Annotated in this window: 18 protein-coding genes; 6 read left to right on the forward strand and 12 right to left on the reverse strand. The window is 70.4% G+C overall.

Features of this window, described 5'->3' with window-relative positions; translation table 11 throughout:
* Position 1 precedes the first annotated feature (1 nt).
* Both thiL and R2APBS1_RS03805 read left to right on the forward strand, forming a co-directional pair.
* Positions 2-970: a thiamine-phosphate kinase gene (gene thiL, locus R2APBS1_RS03800; protein WP_007507183.1), complete on the forward strand. Its 969-nt coding sequence runs from the start codon at positions 2-4 to the stop codon at positions 968-970.
* Complete coding sequence (locus tag R2APBS1_RS03805) at positions 967-1491, forward strand: phosphatidylglycerophosphatase A family protein (RefSeq protein WP_015446943.1); 525 nt, start codon at positions 967-969, stop codon at positions 1489-1491. The genes thiL and R2APBS1_RS03805 overlap by 4 nt, the downstream gene beginning before the upstream one ends.
* A gap of 8 nt (positions 1492-1499) precedes the next feature.
* Here R2APBS1_RS03805 and R2APBS1_RS03810 read toward each other — a convergent pair whose 3' ends face one another.
* Entirely contained in the window at positions 1500-2483 is a 984-nt protein-coding gene (locus tag R2APBS1_RS03810) for an NAD-dependent epimerase/dehydratase family protein (RefSeq protein ID WP_015446944.1), read from the reverse strand.
* A gap of 138 nt (positions 2484-2621) precedes the next feature.
* Positions 2622-3629, reverse strand: coding sequence for an NADPH-dependent aldehyde reductase Ahr (gene ahr / locus R2APBS1_RS03815; protein ID WP_015446945.1), 1008 nt, complete (start codon positions 3627-3629; stop codon positions 2622-2624).
* Between the two features lie 100 nt (positions 3630-3729).
* On the opposite strand from ahr, the gene R2APBS1_RS03820 reads away from it, so the two are divergent.
* The 3 genes from R2APBS1_RS03820 (at position 3730) to R2APBS1_RS03830 (ending at position 5643) form a co-directional block, all read left to right on the forward strand.
* Entirely contained in the window at positions 3730-4704 is a 975-nt protein-coding gene (locus tag R2APBS1_RS03820; RefSeq protein ID WP_015446946.1) for a potassium channel beta subunit family protein, read from the forward strand.
* A 73-nt stretch (positions 4705-4777) separates the two neighbouring features.
* Complete coding sequence (gene hemP, locus R2APBS1_RS03825; RefSeq protein WP_007507172.1) at positions 4778-4978, forward strand: hemin uptake protein HemP; 201 nt, start codon at positions 4778-4780, stop codon at positions 4976-4978.
* Between the two features lie 95 nt (positions 4979-5073).
* Positions 5074-5643: a hypothetical protein gene (locus R2APBS1_RS03830; RefSeq protein ID WP_015446947.1), complete on the forward strand. Its 570-nt coding sequence runs from the start codon at positions 5074-5076 to the stop codon at positions 5641-5643.
* A 28-nt stretch (positions 5644-5671) separates the two neighbouring features.
* Here R2APBS1_RS03830 and R2APBS1_RS03835 read toward each other — a convergent pair whose 3' ends face one another.
* Genes R2APBS1_RS03835 through R2APBS1_RS03850 form a run of 4 tightly spaced genes read right to left on the reverse strand, consistent with a single transcriptional unit; the run spans position 5672 to position 11468 of the window.
* Positions 5672-7771, reverse strand: coding sequence for an oxidoreductase (locus tag R2APBS1_RS03835; protein ID WP_015446948.1), 2100 nt, complete (start codon positions 7769-7771; stop codon positions 5672-5674).
* Positions 7772-7775: 4 nt separating this feature from the next.
* Positions 7776-9083 (reverse strand): amino acid permease, encoded by a 1308-nt coding sequence (locus R2APBS1_RS03840; RefSeq protein WP_015446949.1) that lies wholly within the window; start codon positions 9081-9083, stop codon positions 7776-7778.
* A 19-nt stretch (positions 9084-9102) separates the two neighbouring features.
* A complete protein-coding gene (locus R2APBS1_RS03845) occupies positions 9103-10401 on the reverse strand; it encodes a Xaa-Pro dipeptidase (protein ID WP_015446950.1) in 1299 nt (432 codons plus the stop codon).
* The gene (locus R2APBS1_RS03850) at positions 10398-11468 is read right to left on the reverse strand and encodes an aromatic ring-hydroxylating oxygenase subunit alpha (RefSeq protein WP_015446951.1); all 1071 of its coding nucleotides are present in this window, start codon (positions 11466-11468) and stop codon (positions 10398-10400) included. Before R2APBS1_RS03850 ends, R2APBS1_RS03845 begins: the two co-directional genes overlap by 4 nt.
* A 142-nt stretch (positions 11469-11610) precedes the next feature.
* Between R2APBS1_RS03850 and R2APBS1_RS03855 the strand changes: the two genes are divergently transcribed.
* A complete protein-coding gene (locus tag R2APBS1_RS03855) occupies positions 11611-12684 on the forward strand; it encodes a DmpA family aminopeptidase (protein ID WP_236126998.1) in 1074 nt (357 codons plus the stop codon).
* An 11-nt stretch (positions 12685-12695) separates the two neighbouring features.
* Here the strand turns inward: R2APBS1_RS03855 and R2APBS1_RS03860 are convergent, their stop codons facing one another.
* The 6 genes from R2APBS1_RS03860 to R2APBS1_RS03885 are packed head-to-tail and all read right to left on the reverse strand — an operon-like array spanning position 12696 to position 21855.
* Entirely contained in the window at positions 12696-14729 is a 2034-nt protein-coding gene (locus R2APBS1_RS03860) for a S9 family peptidase (RefSeq protein ID WP_015446953.1), read from the reverse strand.
* On the reverse strand, positions 14726-17287 hold the full coding sequence (locus R2APBS1_RS03865; protein ID WP_015446954.1) for a CehA/McbA family metallohydrolase: 2562 nt from the start codon (positions 17285-17287) through the stop codon (positions 14726-14728). Before R2APBS1_RS03865 ends, R2APBS1_RS03860 begins: the two co-directional genes overlap by 4 nt.
* Positions 17288-17289: 2 nt before the next feature.
* Positions 17290-18624 (reverse strand): acetyl ornithine aminotransferase family protein, encoded by a 1335-nt coding sequence (locus R2APBS1_RS03870; protein WP_007507154.1) that lies wholly within the window; start codon positions 18622-18624, stop codon positions 17290-17292.
* Between the two features lie 5 nt (positions 18625-18629).
* On the reverse strand, positions 18630-19424 hold the full coding sequence (locus R2APBS1_RS03875) for a CoA-transferase subunit beta (RefSeq protein ID WP_007507152.1): 795 nt from the start codon (positions 19422-19424) through the stop codon (positions 18630-18632).
* Positions 19421-20260 (reverse strand): CoA transferase subunit A, encoded by an 840-nt coding sequence (locus R2APBS1_RS03880; RefSeq protein WP_015446955.1) that lies wholly within the window; start codon positions 20258-20260, stop codon positions 19421-19423. The genes R2APBS1_RS03875 and R2APBS1_RS03880 overlap by 4 nt, the downstream gene beginning before the upstream one ends.
* 11 nt (positions 20261-20271) lie before the next feature.
* Complete coding sequence (locus tag R2APBS1_RS03885; protein ID WP_015446956.1) at positions 20272-21855, reverse strand: aldehyde dehydrogenase family protein; 1584 nt, start codon at positions 21853-21855, stop codon at positions 20272-20274.

Consider the following 21855-nt stretch of genomic DNA (forward strand, 5'->3'; position numbering starts at 1 on the left):
CATGGAATTCCGCCTGATCGAGCGCATCCGCGAACTTACCGCGCAGGCGCGCGAGGACGTGCGCCTGGGCATCGGCGACGACGCCGCGGTGCTGGCGCCGCCGCCGGGGAAAGAACTTGTGGTGGCGATCGACACCCTGGTCGAGGGCGTGCATTTCCCGCCCGGCACCGCGCCGGCCGACATCGGCTGGAAGGCGCTGGCGGTGAACCTGTCCGACCTCGCCGCGATGGGTGCCAGCCCGGCCTGGGCGCTGCTGGCGCTGACCTTGCCAAATGCGGACGCAGCCTTCGTCGAGGGTTTTGCCGAAGGTTTCGTCAAGTTGGCGCAGCCGCAGCGACTGGCCCTGGTCGGTGGCGACACCACCCGCGGGCCGTTGACGATCAGCGTGGCCGTGCACGGCTTCGTTCCGCCGGGCCAGGCGCTCACCCGCGCCGGCGCGCGGGCCGGCGACGCGGTGCTGGTCACCGGTACGCTGGGCGACGCTGCCGCCGGCCTGCATGCCTTGCAGCATCCGCCGCGCGACGACGACGGCCGCGCCGGATTGCGCGGCTTCCTGATCGAGCGGCTGAACCGGCCGACGCCGCGGCTCGCCACCGGCACCGCGCTGCGCGGGCAGGCCACGGCCTGCATCGACGTCTCCGACGGCCTGCTCGCCGACCTCGGCCATATCTGCACCGCCAGCGGGGTCGGCGCGGAGATCGAGGCGGCCTGGCTGCCGCGCTCGTCGGCGTTGCTGGAACTGCACGACGACACCACCGCGCTGCACTTCGCGCTGAGCGGCGGCGACGACTACGAACTGTGCTTCACCGTGCCGGCCGCTCGCGTGGCCGAGCTGCAGGCCGGCCTGGCCCGGCTCGGCTGCGGCGCGACGAAGATCGGCCGCATCGTGGAAGGCGAAGGCGTGCGCGTGCGTGCCGCCGATGGCTCGTGGCTGGCGGTGGATCGACCGGGCTGGGAGCATTTCGCGTGAGTGCGAAGAAGAGCTTGAGCGGGGAACAGCGGCGCGCGCTGCTGGCCACGCCGGCCGGCTGGCTGGCCTGCGGCTTCGGTTCGGGCCTGGCGCCGGTGGCGCAGGGCACGTTCGGCTCGCTGGCCGCGCTGCTGCCGTGGCTGCTGCTGCGCCAGTTGCCGCTGCCGATCTATCTGCTCGTGTTGCTTGGCGGTTTCGCCATCGGCGTATGGGCCTGCAACGTGGCCGGCCGTGCGCTCGGTGTCGACGACCACCGCAGCCTGGTGTGGGACGAATTCATCGGGCAGTGGATCGCGCTGCTGCCGTTGCTGGTTCCCGCGCTGCTGCCGCCCAGCGGATTCGCATGGTGGATGGTGCTGGCCGGCTTCGTGCTGTTCCGCCTGTTCGACGTGTGGAAGCCGTGGCCGATCCGCTGGCTGGACCGGCGCGTGAAAGGCGGCATGGGCGTGATGGTCGACGACGTGGTGGCCGGCATCTTCGCCGCGGTCGTGCTGGCGCTGGGACTGTACCTGCAGCGCTGACGGTCGCCTCAGTGTTCGGGGCGGAGCGGCCTGGCTGCGGCTCCGTCCAGGCAACCCAGTCCGCGCAGCGTCGTCTCGACCGCCTGGCCCAGATCCGTATGGGGTTCCGCCCCGAGCAGCGCCACCAGCTTGCGGTTGTCCAGTTGCAGCGGCAGTTGCCACAGATAACGCATCTCGCGCAGCTCGCGGAACAGTGCGACGAACGGTGCGGCCAGCGTGACCAGCCACCACGGGAAAGCGCGCAGCGGCAGCTCCGGCTGGCCGGTGGCACGCCGGATCGCGTCGGCCATGGCGTTGCCGTCGACCCAGTGGCCGCCGAAATGGAAGCACTCGAACGCGGCCAGTTCGCTCTCCCGTTCCAGCAGGCGCGCCACGGTCTCGCCGACATCGGGCAGGTAGGCCCAGGCATGGCGCAGCTCGTGTTCGCCTGGGTAATTCACCGCACGCACCGGCCGTCCCGGTTTCACCATCGCCGCGAACCAGTTGCTGCTGGCACGGGGGCCGAAGAAATCGCCGCAGCGCAGGATCAGCGTGCGCACGCCCTCGGCTGTCGCCTGTTGCAGGCGGCGTTCCATTGCCATCCGGATCGCGCCCTTGCGGGTCAGCGGTTGCTGTGGCGAATCCTCGTGCAGCAGCGGCAGTGCGTCCGGTCCGTAGTTGTAGACGTTGCCGGGCAGCACGATGCGCGCGCCGGTGGCGCGCGCGGCAGCGAGGGTGTGCTCGAGCATCGGCAGGGACAACTTGTGCCAGTTGCGGTAGCCCGGCGGGTTGACCGCGTGGACGATCACCTCGACGCCATGCGCCGCCTGCGCCACGTCGGCAGCGTGCATGGCGTCGCCGGCGTGCCATTCGATTTGCGCCGGCAGCCCCGGCCGGGAAGCGTCCCGGATCAGGGCGCGCACCTGCCAGCCGCGGCGTAGCAGCGCCGCCGCGATCTCGCCGCCGGCACCGCCAGTGGCGCCCAGTACCAGGGCCTTGCGTGGCGTGTTCATCGCGTGCTCCTTGAAAGTGACCCGGCATGAGTGCCCCGGGCACGAAGGATAATCCGCGATGGTTGCGCTTTCCCTGCAGGAGCGCGTGGCCGTCGGCGAGCGGCGGGCGCCGTTCGCCGCAGGAAGAGGTTCGGCCGGCTACGCCTGCAGCACAATGCGGTAGCGCGCCTTGCCGTCCGCAAGGTGCTGCAGCGCCTCGTTGACCTGCGCCAGCGGGAACATCTCCACCTGCGGGCGGATGTCGTGGCGGGCGGCGAAGTCCAGCATGCGGGCGATGTCGACCGGCGAGCCGGTGGGCGAGCCGGAGACTTCGCGCTGCTTGCCGATCAGGCTGAACGCCGGCACCGGGATCGGTTCCAGCACCGCGCCGACCACGTGCATGCGGCCTTTCGGCGCGAGCGTGCCGAGCAGCGCGTTCCAGTCCATCGCCACGTTGACGGTGACCAGCAGCAGGTCGAGCGAGCCGGCGATCGTCTTGATCGCGTCGCTGTCGCGGCTGGCGACCACGCGGTGCGCGCCGAAGCTGCGCGCCTCGTCGGCCTTGGCCGCGGTGGAGGTGAACGCGGTGACCTCGCAGCCCCACGCCGCGGCGAACTTCACCGCCATGTGGCCGAGCCCGCCGATGCCGACCACGCCGACCCGCGCGGTCGGCTTGATGTCGTAGGCTAGGAACGGCTTCAGCACGGTGATGCCGCCGCACAGCAGCGGGCCGGCGCTGGCCAGGTCGATGCCCTCGGGCAGCGGGATCGTCCATGCCCAGTGCGCGCGCAGCCGGTCGGCGAAGCCGCCGTGGTGGCCGCCGATGGTCGCCACCGATTGCGCGCACAGGTTGTGGTCGCCGGACAGGCACGGGCGGCAGTGCATGCAGCTCTCCGCGGTCCAGCCGATGCCGACGCGCTGGCCGATCGACAGCCCCTTGGCCTGCGCGCCCAGCGCGACGACCCGGCCGACCACTTCGTGCCCGGGGATGAACGGGTAGCGCGAGCCGCCCCATTCATTGCCGATCATCGACAGGTCGGAATGGCAGATGCCGCAGTAGTCGACCGCCACCTCGACTTCCTCAGCGCCCAGTTCGCCCACGTCGAACGTGGTCAGCTTCAGCGGTTGACCGGCCGCGCTGGCGGCCCAGCCCGTGATCGAGGACATGGCGAACTCCTGTAGTGGGGGGAAACCCAAGACTACGCCGTTGTGCCGCACGCGTGGATTGGCCATGCTGGCGGCCTTTCCCGTCACAGGAGCCTCCCCCATGCTTTACCGTCGCCTCGGCACCTCCGGCCTGCAACTTTCCGCGCTGTCGTTCGGCGCCTGGGTCACCTTCGGCCGCCAGGTGGGGCGCGACGAGGCACGCGACCTGCTGGCGCTGGCGCACGACCGCGGGGTGAACTACTTCGACAACGCCGAGACCTACAACAACGGCGTGGCCGAGCAGCTGATGGGCGACGTGCTGGCCGACCTGCGCTTTCCGCGCGACAGTTATTGCGTGTCCAGCAAGGTATTCTTCGGCGCGGTCGACAAGCCGCTGCCGACCCAGCGCGGGCTGTCGCGCAAGCACGTGATGGAAGCCTGCCACCAGGCGCTGCAGCGCCTGCGCGTGGACTACCTGGACCTGTACTTCTGCCATCGCCCCGATCCGGACACGCCGATCGCCGAGACCGTGGCGGCGATGGACACCCTCGTGCGCCAGGGCAAGGTGCTGTACTGGGGCACCAGCGAATGGCCGGCCGAGGCGATCCACGAGGCGCACCGGGTCGCCCGCGAGAATCATCTTTACGCACCGGCGATGGAGCAGCCGCAGTACAACCTGCTGCACCGCGAGCGGGTGGAGCTGGAGTACGCGCCGCTGTACGAGGGCTATGGCATGGGCACCACGATCTGGTCGCCGCTGGCCTCGGGTCTGCTCAGCGGCAAGTACAACGACGGTGTGCCGGCCGATTCGCGGCTGGCCCAGCCCGACTACGAATGGCTGCGCGAGAGCGTGCTCGGCCATGGCGACGAACGCCTCGGCAAGGTGCGCGCGCTGCAGCCGATCGCCGCCGAGCTGGGTACCAGCCTGGCGCAGCTGGCGATCGCCTGGTGCCTGCTCAACCCGCACGTCTCCACCGTGATGCTCGGCGCCAGCAAGCGCGAGCAGCTGGCGCAGAACCTCGATGCGTTGGCACTGCTGCCGCGGCTGGACGCGGCGGTGGCGCAGCGCATTCGGCAGGTCGTCGAGGCGGGCTGAGGGAGCAGGGTGGTTGACAGTCAAATGAGAATCATTATCATCGAAGACGTCGCCGCTTTCCCTGGATCTCCCGATGCCTGTCCTGTCCCTGCGCCAACCGCTGTCGTCCCGTTCACTCCCGCGGCCGGCCTTGCCACCGCCGATGCCGGCCCCGGCCCGGTATGTCTCCAGTCATGCGCTGCTGGCCGGTGAGCGCGAGCTGGTGATCCGGCACCAAGGCAGCGAGTACCACCTGCGCCTCACCCGCAACGACAAACTGATCCTGACCAAGTAGCGGGGGCGGTCGGTTTCCCTGGCGCGCGGGCGGGAGTCCGCGCGTTTTCCTCGGGCCCCGTGCTTCTCGCCGGTGCGTGTTGCTGGAGGCGTGCGATGTTCATTCCCTGGTCGCGACAACGGCAGGCCCGATGCCTGCAGGCTTCCGATACGGGCGCCTGCCGGCGCTGGCTGCGAACGGCGCCGGCGCCGCTGCTGGCGGCACTGCCGGCGCTCGACCGCGTGCTGTACATGCCGCTGGCGGCGTGCGGGCCGGAGCTGTCGGCCTTGCCGGGCGGGCTGCTGGTGGAAACGCCGGCGCTGGCCCTGCTGCTGCGCGTGCGCTGGCTGATGGCGGTCAGCGTGATCGCAGTGGACGGGCCGCGCGAATGGGTCGACGGCCTGGATCGATCCGGCCGCCCCTGCGTGCGCCTGCATCTGCTGCCGGACACCGACTACCTGGGCTGGGATCGGCTGCTGGCCAGCGGCGAGCCGGCGCCGACGATGCCGGATACGCCGCACTTGCCGGCACTCGACGCCTGCCCGCTGCGTTTCCATCGACGCCGGCTGGCCGGCCTCGACGTGCTCCGTGGCGAAACGGTCGACGGGCTGTCGCCGCTGGGTCGGCAACTGGCCGGGCAGATCGCCCATGCGCACACCGGCCAGCGCGAACGGCAGTTCCGCTAGCCGCGGCCGGCGCCGCGCGTGGCGGTGCTCACCGAGCCTGCTGCACCGGTGTCTCGCGCAGCAGGTCGCCGGCGTCGGCGGTGTGGAAGTGCCGCTTGAACGCGACCTCGCCGACGGCCGGTTCCTCCAGCTCGCGCGCGTAGCGGTGGCCGGCGTAGACCGCGTGCGCGATCAAGCCCGGCGCTTCGGCGTCGCCGATGCAGCGCACGCTGCGGATGCCGGCATCCGTCCACTCGGCCTCGCGGCGGCAAAGTTCCTGGTACAGCACATCGTCAGGCAGGCGCGCGGTGACGGTGAGCACGGCGTCGCAGGTCAGTTCCCGCTGGCGGTGGGTCCAGACGTCCTCGACGGCAAGCGTGGTGCCGGCATAGCCGACGATGTCGTGCGAGACCAGCGCCTCGATGCCGAGTGCGGCCATCCGCTTGCGCATATGCCGGTAGTCCAGCGTGTTCAGCGTCCACGGCGCGAGGCTGTCCTCGGGCGTCAGGTGGATCACTTCGCCGCCGCGCCGGCGCAGCAGCTCGGCCGCCACGCTGGCGTGGTAGTAGCCGTCGTCGTCGAACACCACCACCTTGCCTTCCGGCAGGCGGCCGTCCATCAGGTCGTCCACAGTGAACACCCGCGGGTTGCCGGCGAAGCCGTCGATGGCGCTGCCGTGGCTGCGGCCGCCGCCATCGCGGCGCCAGTGGCAGCCGGTGGCCAGCACCACGTGTTCGGCGCCGAAGTCCAGCACGTCCTGCGCGCCGAGCGGCGAATCGAGATAGACGGCCACGTTCGCCAGCTTGTGGATCTGGCCCACGCGCCAGTCGCGCACGCGCGCCCACTCGGCCAGCCCCGGCAGGCGCGATTCACGGGTCACGCGGCCGCCGAGCTCCTTGCGTGCCTCGGCCAGACTTACCTCGTAACCGCGCTGGCCCAGCGCGCGCGCGGCTTCCAGCCCGGCCGGGCCGGCGCCCACCACCAGCACGCGCGCGGCGCTGCGTTTCGGCGCGATGCGCTCCGGGTGCCAGCCCTTGCGCCATTCCTCGCCCATGGTCGGGTTCTGCGTGCAGCGGATCGGCGAGATGGTCATGTCGCCGGAGACGCAGACGTTGCAGCCGATGCATTCGCGGATGTCGTCGCTGCGGCCTTGCTCGATCTTCTGCGGCAGGAACGGGTCGGCGATCGACGGGCGCGCGCAGCCGATCAGGTCCAGCACGCCGCGCTTCAACTGCGCCACCATGGTGTCGGGCGAGGTGAAGCGGCCCACGCCGACCACCGGCTTGCTGGTGGCTTGCTTGACGAAGGCGATGAACGGCTCCTGCGCGCCTTCGCCGGCGAAGCGCGAGGGTACCGAGTCGTTGTACCAGGCGGCGAGGTTCACGTCCCACAAGTCGGGCAGCTCGGCCAGCATGCCGACGATCTCCTTCGCCTCGGCCAGCTCCACGCCGCCGGGCCCCAGCCCTTCCTCGACCGCGAAGCGCAGCGCCACCGCGCAGGTGTCGCCGACCGCCTCCTTCGTGTCCTGCAGCACCTCGCGCAGCAGGCGCACGCGGTTCTCCAGCGAGCCGCCGTATTCGTCGCCGCGCTGGTTGCGCCGGCGCTGCAGGAAATGCATCGCCAGCGACAGGTCGTGCGCCGCGTAGACGTAGATGATGTCCATCCCCGCGCGCTTGCCGCGGATCGCCGCCTCACGATGCCAGCGCCGGTATTCGCGGATGTCGTGCTTCGTCATCGCCCGCGCCTGGTGCGGGTAGCCGTACTTGGTCGGCTGGTGCGAGGGCGCGATCAGCACCTCGCGCGAATACAGGTTCGAGGCCGTCGGGCCGTTGTGCGACAGCTCCAGCGCGGCCAGCGCGCCGTGCGCGTGCACCTTGTCGCACATCAGCGCCAGCGCGGGAATGTCGCGGTCGTCCCACAGCCGCGCCTCGACGTAGGGGGTGAGGTCGCCGCTGGGATGGATCTCGCATTCCTCGGTGGAGACCACCGCCCAGCCGCCCGCGGCCTTCATCTCGCGCATCGCCGCATGCGCCAGCGGCATCGCGTGGCCCATGCCGTTGCAGTGCGGCACCTGGAAGAAGCGGTTCTTCGCGGTGACCGGGCCGATCTTCACCGGTTCGAACAGGATGTCGTGGCGCGGATCTCTCATCGGCTCAGGCCTTGGCGGGTTGGGCGGCCTTGCGGCGACGCAGGCGCATGAACGCGTACAGCGGCAGGCCCGCGGCGATCAGGCCCAGGCCGAGCACCAGCGGTTCGTGGCCGATGCCGACGAAGGCGAACACCACGTACAGCGCACCGATGATCGCGACCGGCAGCACGGCGTGCCGCGCGGCACCGCGTCGCCACAGCACCGCCAGCGCGAGGGCGCAGCACAGGTACAGCGGCAGGTTCGCCGCGGTCACCACCCGGGTGATGAAGGTGAAGGCCGACACCAGCGACTTGCTGTAGCTCATCCAGACCATCACCGAGGCGAGCGCGCCGGTGACGATCAGCGCCACCGCCGGCGCGTCGCGGCGATTGGTGCGCGCAAACGGTGCCGGCAGCACGCCGTTGACGGCCATCGTGCGGGTCAGCTCGCCTACCAGCAAGGTCCAGCCGTTGAGTGCGCCGAGCCCGCTGACCACCACGAACAGCGCCAGCCAGCGCCCGGAGCCGGCACTGCCGAAGCGCTCCATCAGCAGCGAGAACGGCGCGCTCGCATTGGCCAGTTCCTGCTGCTGGATCAGCAGCAGGGGCACGGTGGAAACGATGATGTAGATGATCGCGGTCAGCACCGTGCCGGTCATCGTCGCGCGTGGAATCGTGCGCCCCGGGTTTTCCACCCGCGCCGCCGGCACGCTGGCCGATTCGATGCCGAGCATTGCGAACAGCGCGATCGTCGATGCCGCCATCACGTCGTGCAGGGTGACCGGCGTGGCCGGCGGATGCGCGACATAGCTGGCCGGGGAGGTGAGCAGCACCCAGCCGCCGAGCAGCGCGATGGCGAGCATCGGCAGCAGTTTCAGCGCGGTGGTGACGATCTGCACGCTGCCGCCGGTGCGTACGCCGAACAGGTTGATGATCACCAGCGACCACAGCAGGCCCAGCGCGAACAGCGCCGGCTGGATCACGTTCAGGGCCGGGAACACGACCGTGATGTAGCCGACCACGCCGGTCGCCAGTGCGGCATTGGTGAGCCACAGCGACACCCAGTACGCCCACAGCGCCATGTACGCCGGCAGCTCGCCGAGGGTACTGCGGATATAGCCGTACGGGCCTTCGGCGTTCGGCAACGCGTGCGCGAGATGCGAGAACACGCGGGCCAGGGTCAGGCAGCCGAGCAGGGTGATCGTCCAGCCGATCAGCGCGTTGAACCCATACGGCGCGAGCGACGCGGGCAGCAGGAAAATGCCGATGCCGATGACGTTGCCCACGACCAGCGCGGTGCAGGTCCAGAAGCCGATCTTCTTGCTGTCGTTCATGTCCGCACCCGGTGGGGTTCTAGTCGAGGGAAACCGGCTGGCCGGCCTTGATCACGCCGCGCACCTGGCGCAGGCATTCGATGTCGTGCAGCGGATCGCAAGCCAGCGCGACCAGGTCGGCGGCCTTGCCTGGCGCGATCGAGCCGAGCTCGCGTTCCTTGCCGAGCAGGCGCGCGGCGTCGATGGTGGCCGAACGGATCGCCTGCAGTGGGGTCATGCCGTAGCGCACCATGTAGGCGAACTGGCGCGCATCGTCGCCGTACGGGTAGACGCCGGCATCGGTGCCGAACGCCAGGCGCACGCCGGCCTTGACCGCCTTGCGGAAGCCCTCGCGCTGCGCCTCGGTGGTCTCGATGTTCTTGCGCAGGATTTCCGCCGACCAGCCCGCCGCGCGCCCGACGCTGTCGATGTAGTCGCCGTCGTAGATGTCCATCACCAGCCAGGTGCCATGCTGCTTCGCCAGCGCGATGCCTTCGTCGTCGATCAGCGAGGCGTGCTCGACCGAGCGCACGCCGGCGCGTATCGCGCGCTTGATGCCTTCGGCGCCGTGCGCGTGTGCGGCGACGAAGGCGCCGCGCTTCGCGGCTTCCGCCACCGCGGCGTGGATCTCGGCTTCGCTGTATTCGGATTGCCCGGGTTCGGTGCCGGCGGTCAGCACGGCGCCGGTGGCGATGACCTTGATCAGGTCGGCGCCGCCATCGAGCACGATGTCGACATGCCGGCGCACGTCGTCCACGCCCCTGGAAACGCCGCGGCGGAAGACGTCCGGTACCACGGTGCCCGGCGGCAGGCCGGTGATCTCGCCGCCGCCGCCGGGCACGGTGATGTAGGCGCCGGCGACGAACATGCGCGGTCCGGGCACGTAGCCGGCGTTGATCGCGTCGCGCAGGGCGACGTCGGCGAAGCCGCGGTAGGCGCCCACATCGCGCACGGTGGTGAAGCCGGCGCGCACGGTGTCGCGTGCGTTCTTCGCGCCGATGAAGGCGTCGCGTGCGGGGTTGCTCTTCAGCGGCGCGCCGGGGTCGGCCATCTGGCCTTCGTCGGCGAGATGGGTATGCATGTCCATCAGGCCTGGCACCACGGTCCAGGCCGACCAGTCGAGCACGTGCGTGCCCGCGGCGGCAGGCGTCCACGGCGCGACCGCGACGACGCGGCCGTGCTCGATGGTCACCGCCTGGTCGGCGAGCAGGCGGCCGCTGTCGACGTCGAGCAGGTGGCCGGCGCGCACCACGGTGCGCTGCGCATCCTGGGCGTGGGCGAACGGCGCGGTGGCCAGCGCCGCGAGCGCGAAGCACAGGCCATACAGCTTCGTGCTCATGCGGATTCCCCGGTGTCATGGGCATAGGCGGCGCGCAGCAGGTTCTGGAAATGCCAGACGCCGCCTTCGCGCTTCGGGCATAGCCGCCCGGCGCTGTAGAAACCGGACGCCAGGCCCTTCTGCACCGCTTCGCAGATCGTGATGTCCTCGGCCTGCACCTCGTCGCTGAACGACTGGTCGGCGGCGATGCGCGCCTGCGCCTGCTCGTCCTGCGCGTAGTAGTAGTCGAACTCCACCCGGCAGCGGCCCGGCCCGAGCGGCAGGATGCGGTTGGTCTGCATGCGGCCGGGCATGATGTTGAGCATCACGTTGGGATAGATGAAGTAGTAGAACGCCTGGCCGTCGCCGTAGATGTCGCCGCTGTTGCGCAGCGGCGAGGACTGCAGCGAATGCCATGCGAACAGCTCGGTGTCGTAGGCGCGGTAGTCGAGCACGCGGGACAGGCCCGGGTGCACGTGCGGCAGGTGGTAACCCTCGAGGAAGTTGTCGACGTAGACCTTCCAGTTGCACTCGAGTTCGTAGCTGTCGCGGCGCAGGTAGCGCATCGCGGCCAGGTCGATCGGTGCGATGCGTTCGGCGATGCCGGCGTAGACCTCGTCGAACGCCGGCACGTCGTCGCTTAGCGCCACGAACACCAGGCCCTGCCATTCGTGCACGCGCAGCGGCGGCAGGCGGATGTCCTCGACCTTGAAGTCGCAGGCGTCCTGCATTTCCGGTGCGCTGCGCAGCTGGCCGGCGAGGGTGTAGGTCCAGCCGTGGTACTTGCAGTGCAGCGCCTTGGCCTCCTTGCCGTTGCACAGCGCCAGCGGCCCGGCGCGGTGGCGGCAGACATTCGGGAACGCGCGCAGCACGCCGTCCTGGCCACGCACCAGCAGCACCGGCACGCCGGCGACCTGCTCGACCGCGTGGTCGCCCGGTTCGGCCAGCAAACCCTGGTGCGCCACCAGCTGCCAGCTGCGTGCGAACACCGCACGCTGCTCCATCGCCAGCATCGTATCGCCGAAATAGTAGCGGGGGGAAAGGGCACGCGCGCGGTCGAGATCGTCGGGCAGGGTGTCAGTTTGCATGGTGGGCTCCACTCTCGGGATAGACTGGTGCGACGAACGGCCATCCATCGGAGTCTGCATGCCCCGCTTCCGTCTCGCACTGGCATTGTGTGTCCTGTGCGGCGTCGTGTCTGCAGCCGAACCGCGAGCGCGCGATCTTGGCGTGCCGTTCGACGGAACGCCGGGGCCGTTGAACGCGATCACCGACGTCGCCGGGGTCGCGGTCGGCCAGGTCACCCTGATCGAGGATCTCGCCAACGGCCACAAGGTGCGCACCGGCGTCACCGCGATCCTGCCGCGCGGGCACGCCAGCTACGAGCTGCCGGCGTTCGGCGCGTGGTTCGCGCTCAACGGCAACGGCGAGATGACCGGCACCGCGTGGCTGGAGGAATCCGGCCAGCTGGAAGGCCCGGTGATGCTGACCAACACTCACAGCGTCGGCGTGGTGCGCGATGCGGTGATCGCCGAGCGGGTGCGCGCGGGCGGCGCCGACGCGTCGGGCTACTGGTGGTCGCTGCCGGTGGTGGCCGAAACCTGGGACGGCGAGCTCAACGACATCAACGGCTTCCACGTGCATCCCGAGGATGCCGCGCGGGCGCTGCACGAGGCGAAAGGCGGGCCGGTCGCCGAGGGCAACGTCGGCGGCGGCACCGGCATGATCTGCCACGAGTTCAAGTGCGGCATTGGCACCGCCTCGCGGCGCGTGCGCGTCGGCGCGCGCGACTACACGATCGGCGTGCTGGTGCAGGCCAACTACGGCCTGCGCGACAGCCTGCGCATTGCCGGCGTGCCGGTGGGCCAGTACCTGCGCGACGACCGCATCTACAGCGCGCCGAATCCCGCCGCGGGCGACACCGGCTCGATCATCATCGTGGTCGCCACCGACGCGCCGCTGCTGCCGCAACAGCTGAAGCGCATCGCCAAGCGCGCCGGCATGGGCCTGGCGCGGATGGGCAGTTATGCCGGCAACGGCTCCGGCGACATCTTCGTGGCGTTCTCCACCGCCAACGCCGAGGCGCTGCGCGACCAGCCGCTGCAACAGGCCAGCTTCATCGGCAACGACCATCTCGACGGCCTGTTCGAGGCGACCGCGCAGGCGGCCGAGGAAGCGATCGTCAACGCGATGGTCGCTGCGCGCGACATGCAGGGCGACGGTGGGCACTACGCCAGGGCGATCCCGCATGCGGCGCTGGTCAAGCTGCTCAAGCGCTTCAACCGCTACCGTCCGCCGCACTGACGCCGTGCGGTTCACGGGCCGCTGCCAGCAGGCTTCAGGAAACGGTCGTACCAGGCCAGGTTGCGCTGCATGCGGTCGCGCAGGTAGCTCGGCACGCTGATCTCGTGGTGCTGGCCAGGGTAGACCACCAGCTGCGTCGGCACGCTGCGCGAACGCAGCGCCTGGTACATCTGCTCGGCGCCGATGCACGGCACGTTGAAGTCGATCTGGCCGCACTGGAACAGGGTCGGGGTGGTGATCTTGTCCGCGTGCAGGAACGGGTAGCTGGCGCGGTCGTACGCGGCGCGGTTGGCCCAGGGCGTGCCCAGTTCCAGCTCGTACTCGCGCGCGTACTCGTCGTCGCCGTACATGCCGTAGGTGTTGCCGCTGCCGGCGCCGCTGATCGCCGCCTTGAAGCGCGTGGTGCGCGCGATCATCTGGTCGGTGAGGATGGCGCCGTAGCTCCAGCCGCCGATGCCCAGCCGGTCCGGGTCGGCGATCCCGAGCTGCACCGCGTGGTCCACGCCGGCGAGCAGGTCCTGCGTGTCCTTGTTGCCCCAGTCGGCGTAGATGGCGCGTGCGAAGTCGAAGCCGCGGCCGGAGCTGCCGCGCGGGTTCACCGCCAGCACGGCGAAGCCGTTCGCCGCATAGACCTGCCAGTCCTCCATGAACTCATGGCTGAACTGGTACACCGGGCCGCCGTGCACGCGCAGGATGGTGGGATAGCGCCGGCCCTGCACGTAGCCGATCGGCTTCACCAGCAGGCCGTCGAGTTTGGTGCCGTCGGCGCTGGTGAAGTGCAGGGTCTCGGTGCTTGCCAGCTGCCTGCCGGCCAGCCATTCGTTGTGGTCGGCCAGCGGGCGCAGGTGGTCACCGTCGAGCGCGGCGAGGTTGTACGGATGCAGGTCGTCGCCGCCGAGCACGGCGATGCGGCCGTTGCGCGACACCGACAGGTCGACGTCGAAACGATCGCCGTGGGTCAGCTCGGTCACCTTGCCGCTGGCCACGTCGATGCGCTCCAGGTGGGTGACCTCGGCCTGCTCGATCAGCGCGTAGACGCTGCGCCCGTCCGGCGACCAGTGCGGATGGGTGAAGCAGCGGTCGATCGGCGCGGGGATCGTCGCCTTGCCGCTGGCCACGTCGATCACCGCCAGCTGCCAGGGCGCGTAGTAGATCCACTTGTCCTCGCCGCTCTGCAGATAGGCGATGCGCTTGCCATCCGGCGACCACGCCGGGCGCGAGGCCCAGTACGGATCGAGGTCGGAGCCGGGGAAGGTGGTGAGCTGGCGCTCTTGCGCACCGGCGCGGGCGTCGATGACGTAGATGTCGAAGTTGAGGGTGCGGTCCGGGTCGGCGCCGCGCCGGGTGACGTAGGCGATCCGGCGGCTGTCCGGCGACCACGCGGGCAATTGCTCGTCGTGCATGCCGGGGGTGAGCTCGGCGGCGGCGCCGCTGGCAAGGTCGACCGTGTACAGGTGCTTGTGGCGCGCGCCCAGCCAGCCCGAGTCGTCGTCCTTGAACTGGAAGCGATTGGTGACGATCGGTGGCGGGTTCTTCAGTTTCGGTGTGCCGGCGGGACGCTCGGGATCGAAGGCGATCACCGCCAGCTGCTTGCCATCCGGCGACAGCGCGAACTCTTCCACGCCGGCGGGAAGATGCGTCACCTGCCGCGCTTCGCCGCCGTCGGCGGGCATCGTCCACACCTGCGTGCCGTTGTCGTCGTCCTTGCCGTCAGCGGGCTTGCGGTCGGACAGGAAGGCGATGAAGCGGCCGTCGCCGGACCACTGCGCCTGCGATTCGTCGGCATCGGGCGTATGGGTGAGCTGGGTGCGCGCGCGGCCGTCGAAGCCCACCCGCCACAGGTCCGACTGCGGCTGGTCGCGTTCGGCATTCGTGGTGGCGACGGTGTAGACCAGCCAGTGGCCGTCGGGCGACAGCGCCGGGTCGGCGAGCACGGCGAGGCGATTGAGGTCGGTCGGGGTGAACGGGGTCCTGTCCGCGGCGAAGGTGGCCAGCGGCAACAGCGCCAGCGCGAGCAGGGCCAGCTGCTGCAGGCGACGGATCATCGGCCGGCGTCCGCGGTCGTCGACGACGACTTGCTGGTGGCCAGGGCGCGATAGGCCTCGCGGGCCTTGCCGAGGTAGTCCAGCGTCATGCGCTTCTCCGCCGCGGTGTTGTAGTCGTCGCGCGCGGCGGCGGCCTCGATGGTGCGGTCCATCCATTTGGCGAACCACGCGGCATCGTCGCGCGCGCTGGCCGCGAGCACGTGGTCGCCCAGCCACACCGGGTTGGTGGTGGCATAGGGGTAGAGGTCGAGCACTTGCGGGTCGGCACCGTCGTTCCACGCGCGCAGCAGCACCCAGCCGCCATCGAGGTCGAGATCGCCCTCGGCGTCGAGATGGCGGCGGTCACCGGTGAGCGTGAAGGTCTTCACCACCTGGCCGTTGTGCACCAGTTCCAGGTGATCCACGGCCACCGGTGAGCGCAGCGCCACGCGGTAGTGGTGGCGTCCCGGGACGAGCTGCGTGCCCGGCCGGGCGCCGTCGAGCAGGAAGCCGAGCAGCGGGCCGTTGCTGGCGAAGCCGTGGCCGGCCTTCAGCGCGTCGAGCGCGCTGACTGCGTCGCGCTTGCCGCCGGTGTCGAGGAACACGCGGTTCATGCCGACCGGGCCGCGCAGCGAGGCGTAGTTGGCCATCGCGTCGGTGCCCGCGCCGGTGGGCAGGCGGAAGCCGAGGTTGAGCAGGCGGTACCACACGGTGGCGGTGGCCTTGTGGTCGGAGAAGCCGATCACCTCGATGTAGTCGACCTTGCCTTCAATGACGTCGGCGGGCAGCTCGTTGCTGAGCACCGGGTCGTGCGCCGGGTCGGGCAGCACGTCGAACGGATGCACGTAGCCGATCAGGGCGCCCTGCGCGTGGGCGAGGTCGGCCACGGCGGCGTTGGTCGGCCACGGGCTGGCCATCGCGGTGTGGCGGTAGGCCGAGTAGCCCTGGGTGATGTAGTGGTCGTCGAGGTGCAGCAGACCGAGGTGGCCCCAGAAACTGGTGTGGTACTCCTGCCCGTGCAGCACCAGGGTCTGCGCGGTGCTGGCCGGGTCGGCGTCGGTGCGGAAGCTGGCGATGTCGGGCATGCGCTCCTCCTTGTTCACCACCAGGTCCCAGGCGATGTCGAGATCCTCGGCGCGCGCCTGCAGCGCGAGGTGCGCGGGCGTGTTGCGGTAGTGGCCGCCGTAGTTCATGTGGATGTGCAGATCAGCGCTGACGAAGTGGCCGTAGGCGGCCGGCAGGGCGTCCGGCACCAGCGTGGCGGTGAGCTGCGTGGCGTGGCCGTTCGACAGGTCCACCGTGCGGCGCCACGGTGCGTAGGCGAAGCCATGCTGCACCCAGATCGCGGCCTGGCCGGCCGGCAGGTCCAGCGCGCACGGCGGCGCGCAGTGGAAGTAGTGCGTCTCGCTGCGCTGCAGGGCGCGGTCGAAGCCGTCGTCGGCCGAGACCCAGGCGTGCGGCGGCGCATAGGCGCGGCCATCGCTGGCCACGATCGCCACCCGCGCCGGCGTGCGCTGGCCGTGCTCGTCGACGATGTCGAGGGTGAGTTTCGCCTGCGGCGACCGGTAGTGGCGTTGCGTCGCCACGACATCCTGGCTGGCGCCGCCCAGCGTCTCGATCACGCGCAGCGCGGTGTCGCCATCGCGGTTGTCGATGACGGCAATGCGCGAGCCGTCCGGCGACCAGCGCGCGTTGCGGCGGTCGAACGCGCCGAAGCTCAGCGGCAGCGGCGCGGCGCCGTCGGCGGTGGTCAGCCACAGCTGCTGGTGCTGGCGGCCGTGGTAGCTGGCGTAGAGCAGGCGCTTGCCGTCAGGTGCCAGTTCGGGCCGCGCGCTCCAGCTGGTTTCTTCGCTCAGCACGCGGCGACGCTGCGCGGGGTGGTCGACATCCACGGCGAAGATGTCGCCGGTGCCCCAGCCGATCTCCGGGTTGCTGACGTAGTAGAGCGTCTTGCCGTCGGGCGACCAGGACGGATTGATGGCGTGGTCGAAGGCCGAGTAGTAGTAGCGGTCCAGCGTGCTCTTGCGCTCGCCCAGCAGCAGGTGCGGGTGATGCAGGCCGGCGGCGTCGATATCCGCGAGGAACAGGTTGAAGTGGCCGGTGCCCTCAGTCGATACCCAGGCGAGGTGCTTGCCGTCGGGCGACAGCCGCGGCTCCACGTTCACCGCGCCCTGGTCGGTGAGCCGCTGCTCGCGGCCGCTGGCCAGATCCAGCCGCCACAGCTCCAGCGCGTTGCCGTCGTAGCGGGTGAATACCACGCTGCGCCCGTCGTGCGACGCATCGGGCTGGTAGTCGTAGGCGGCCTTGGGATGAGTCAGCTCGGTGGCGCTGGGGTCGCCGATGCGCTGGCGCCAGAGCGAGCCGCCCATGCTGTAGATGAGCGTGTCGCCGTCGGGCAGGAAGCTGGCCGACGACGGCCCGCTGGTGAGCTGCGGCAGGTACAGCTCGCGCCAGTAGTAGCTGTGCGGCAGGTCGACCTGCTTGAGCACGGGCTCGCGCGCGGCCTGCGCGGACGGCGCACCGAACATCATGACCAGCGCAGTGGCAAGGATGGGTGCGACGTTCGCGAGTCGTTTCATGCTCAGGCTCCGGCGAGTGCCTGGTCGAGGCTGGCGCGCAGCAGGGCGATCGCCTCGTCGACCTCGCCGACGCTGACGTTCAGCGGCGGCATGAAGCGCACCGTGCTGGTGCCGCAGGAGAGCAGCAGCAGGCCGTTGTGGAAGGCCCGCTGGACCACCGCCTCGCACAGCGCCGTGGCCGGCGTCTTCTTGCCGTCGCTTTCGATCAGCTCCATGCCGATCCACAGGCCCTTGCCGCGCACCTCGCCGATGCAGGGGAAGTCGCGCTGCAGTTCGCGCAGCCGCGCCATGAAGTGATCGCCGACCGTGGCGGCGTTGTCCATCAGGCCGCCGCGCACCAGGTCGAGCGTGGCGTTGGCGGCGGCGCAGGTGACCGGGTTGCCGCCGTAGGTGTTGCCGTGCGCGCCGCGCTTCCACTGCGCCATGATGGCTTTCTTCGCGATCACCGCGCCGATCGGCAGGCCCGAGCCCAGCCCCTTGGCCGAGGTGAGGATGTCCGGCGCCACGCCCCAGTGCTCGCAGGCGAACATCTTGCCGGTGCGGCCGATGCCCGATTGCACCTCGTCGAAGATCAGCAGGATGCCGTGCTCGTCGCACAGCGCGCGCAGGCCGGCGAGGAAGCCGTCCGGCGGCGTCAGGTAACCGCCTTCGCCCTGCATCGGCTCGATCAGGATCGCCGCCACTTCGCTCGGCGGCACGCTGCGCTGGAACAGCATGCGGATGTAGTCGAGCACCGCCGCGCCCTGGTCGTCGCCGGCAAACAGCGGGCGGTACGGATTCGGATAGGGCACGTGGGTGACGCCGGCCAGCGTGGGCGAGAAGCCCTTCTGCTGGGTGTACTTGCTGGAGGTGAACGACAGCGAGCCGAAGGTGCGGCCATGGAAGCCGCCGAGGAAGCCGATGAAGCGCGGCCGTCCGGTGACGTAGCGCGCCAGCTTCAACGCGCCCTCCACCGCCTCGGTGCCGGACTGGCAGATGAAGCTCATCGCCGGCTCGCCCAGCGGTGCAACGGCGGCCAGCCGCTCGCCCAGCCCGACCATCTCCTCGTGCCAGTAGTCGCTGGAGATGTGCAGGAATTTCGCGGCGGCGTCCTGCACCGCCTTCACCACCTGCGGATGCGCGTGGCCGGTGGCGCACACCGCGATGCCGGCCATGAAGTCGAGGAAGCGGTTGCCGTCCACGTCCCACACTTCGGTGCCGCGGCCGTGCGACATCACGAACGGGTAGTCGCGCGGGTACGAGGGCGAGATCACCTCGGCATCGCGGGCGATCATCGCCTGCGCCTTCGGGCCGGGCAGGGCGGTCTTGATGTGGTTCGGGTTCGGCGTGGCGTTCATCGGGATCATCCGTTCTGAAGGGGGATGCGCACGGGGCGCGCATGCGCCTCGCGCGTGCGGGCATGCAGCGCGCGCAGGGTGTCGAGTTCGTGCGCGCTCGGCGGCGCGATGGTGTCGATGCGATCGGCCAGCTGCAGCGGCCAGCCGATCGCGGCGCGGGCCTCCTCGACGGTGGCGCCCTCGAACAGCGCCACCAGCTGCAGTTCCTCGCTTTCCGGATGCGGCGCCAGCATGCCGAAGTCGGTGATCACCGCGCGCGGGCCGCCGCCGGCGGCACCGCTGCGTGCGCGGGCGCCGTGGCCGTCGAGGTAGCCGGCGCTGCTGCGGAAGGCGAGCCGCTCGACGAAGCTGCGTTTGGACGCCCGCAGCATCACGAACACCTGCCTGGCGTGCTGGGCGATCTCCGGCGCGCCGCCGGCGCCGGGCAGGCGCGTGGACGGCGTCTCGTAGGGCCCGATCACGGTGCTGTTGAGGTTGCCGTGGCGGTCGATCTGCGCGGCGCCGAGAAAGCCGATGTCGACGCGGCCGGCCTGCAGGTAATAGCTGAAGATTTCCGGCAGCGGCACCACGCAGGCCGCGGTCTGCGCCAGCTCGCCGTCGCCGATCGACAGCGGCATCACGTCCGGGCGCGTGCCGATGGTGCCCGACTCGTAGATCAGCACGATCTGCGGCGCGTGGGTGAGCCGGGCCAGGTTGCAGGCGGCGCTGGGCAGGCCGATGCCGACGAAGCAGATGTCGCGGTTCTTCAGCAGGCGCGCCGCGGCGACGGTCATCCACTCGTCGCGGGTGCAGGCGCTCATGCGGCCTCCTGCGGCAGGCTGGCGAGAAAGGCGCGATGGTCGCCGGTGGCGAGCACGTGCCGGTGCATCCAGGCGAGAAAGCGCGAACGGTCGCGCGCGATCTCGTCCCACTGCTTGTAGAAGACGTTGTCGCGGGCATAGTGGCCCTGCGCGTACGAGGGATAGGCGCCGCCGGGGCAGTGCGCGACCGCGGTGATCACCCAGTGCGGCAGCACGATGCCGTTCATCGCCGGCGGCAGCGCCTCGACGATCTCCTCGACCGTGACGATCAACGTCGTGGCCGCCAGCGCCGCCTCGCGCGTCGCGCCGAGGATGCCCTCGATCGCCACGTTGCCGGCGCGGTCGGCGCGCTGCGCGTGCAGGATGGTGACGTCCGGATTCAACGCAGGCACCGCCGCCAGCACCTCGCCGGTGAACGGGCAGGCCACGCGGCGGATGTTCGGGTTGTGCGCAGGCAGGTCGGTGTCCAGATAGCCGCGCAGCACGCCGAACGGCAAGCGCGACGCGCCTGCGCAGAACGCGGCGGCCATGCCGGCGTGGCTGTGCTCGTCCAGCTCGAGGGCCCGCGGCCAGTGGTTTTCCACCGCGTCACGCAAGCGGTGCAGCGAGCCGACGCCGGGATTGCCGCCCCAGGAAAAGGTGAGCTTGCGCGCGCAGCCGATGCCGATCAGCTGGTCGTAGATCAGGTCGGGCGTCATCCGGATCAGGTGCAGTTCGCGCCGGCGCTGGCGGATGATCTCGTGCCCGGCGGCGAACGGGATCAGGTGGGTGAAGCCTTCGAGCGCGACGCTCGCGCCGTCGCTGACGAAGCGCTCGATGGCATCGGCCAGCGACATGATCACGCCGCTCACTCCACCACCGTGCGCGACTGCTCGCGCAGGTATTGCGCGAGGTAGTGGAACGACGCGATCGCCTTGCCGCTGGAGCCCGAACCCTTCCAGCCGCCGAACGGCTGGTAGCCGGGCCACGCGCCGGTGGTGGCGCCCTGCGGACGGTTGGCGTAGGTCACGCCGGCCTCGATGTGCTCGTGGAACCACGACACCTCGTCGGCGCCGCCGTAGAAGCCCGCGGTGAGTCCCATCGGCGAATCGTTGGCCAGCCGCATCGCCTCGTCGCGGTCGCCGTAGCGATGCACGGTGAGGATCGGCAGGAACATCTCGTGCTGCCACAGCGGATGCTGCAGCGGCACCTCGGCCAGCATCGGCTCGACGTAGTAGCCCCGTGCCAGTGCGGTGCGACCGCCGCTGCCCAGCCCGATCCGCGCGCCGCCGCAGAGCACGTTGGCGCCGGCGTCGCGCAAGGCATCCGCGTGGTGCTGGTAGTTCTCGTAGGCGGTGGCGTTGACCACCGGCCCCAGCCAGTTTTCGTGCCGGCGCGGATCGCCGATGCGGATGGCGGTGGCCTGCGCATGCAGGCGCCCGATCAATGCGTCGGCCACGCTTTCATGCACGTACAGGCGCGACAGCGCCGAACATTTCTGCCCGCCCATGCCGTAGGCCGAACGCACGATGCCGGCCGCGGCGCGGTCGAGGTCGGCGCGCTCGGTGACGATGCACGGATTCTTGCCGCCCATCTCGGCGATGCACGGCCGCGGATACGCGCCTCCGGCCATCTGCCGCATCAGGTGCCGCCCGACCGGCACCGAGCCGGTGAAGGTGATGCCGGCGGTGAGCGGGTGCTGCGCCAGCGCCTCGCCGATCTCGCGCCCGGCCCCGGAGAGGTAATTGAACACGCCCGGCGGCAGGCCCGCGTCGCGGATGCAGTCGGCCAGCAACCGGCCCGCCCACGGCGTATCGCTGGCGCCCTTGAGCACCACCGTGTTGCCGGTGACCAGCGCCGCCGCCACCGGGCCGCCGGCCAGCGCCAGTGGAAAGTTGAACGGCGCAATCACCACCCACACGCCGTATGGCCGCATCACGCTGGCATTGTGCGAGGCGAAGCCCGTCACCGGATCGTCCGGCAGCACGTGGTTGTAGCCGGCATGGCTTTCGAAATCGTCCGCATAGTGGTGGAAGAAATCCACCGTCTCCTGCGCTTCGCCGAGCGCCTCCATGCGGTTCTTGCCGACCTCCAGCACCATCGCGGCGGCGATGTCGTAGACACGCTCCTCCAGCAGCTCGCCGACCCGGTGCAACAGGCGCGTGCGCTCGGCCACCGGCATGGCGCGCCACGCGGGGCCGGCTGCCTGCGCCGCGCACATCGCGGCCTGCACGTCGTTGTCGCCGGCCAAGCCGAACTCGCCCAGCCGCAGCTCGCGGTCGAAGGGACTGTGGCGCAGGGCATACCGCGGCGCATCGCGGTCGACGCCGTCGATGAACAGCCGATGCTGCGCGCCGAGCCCGGCTTCCACCCGTGCCAGGGCCGCCTCGAAGCGCTCGTGCATGGCTTCCGGCGGGTTGTACATGGTGGCGTAGGTAAGGCGGAAACTCAT

Source organism: Rhodanobacter denitrificans (assembly GCF_000230695.2).
GTDB lineage: Bacteria > Pseudomonadota > Gammaproteobacteria > Xanthomonadales > Rhodanobacteraceae > Rhodanobacter > Rhodanobacter denitrificans.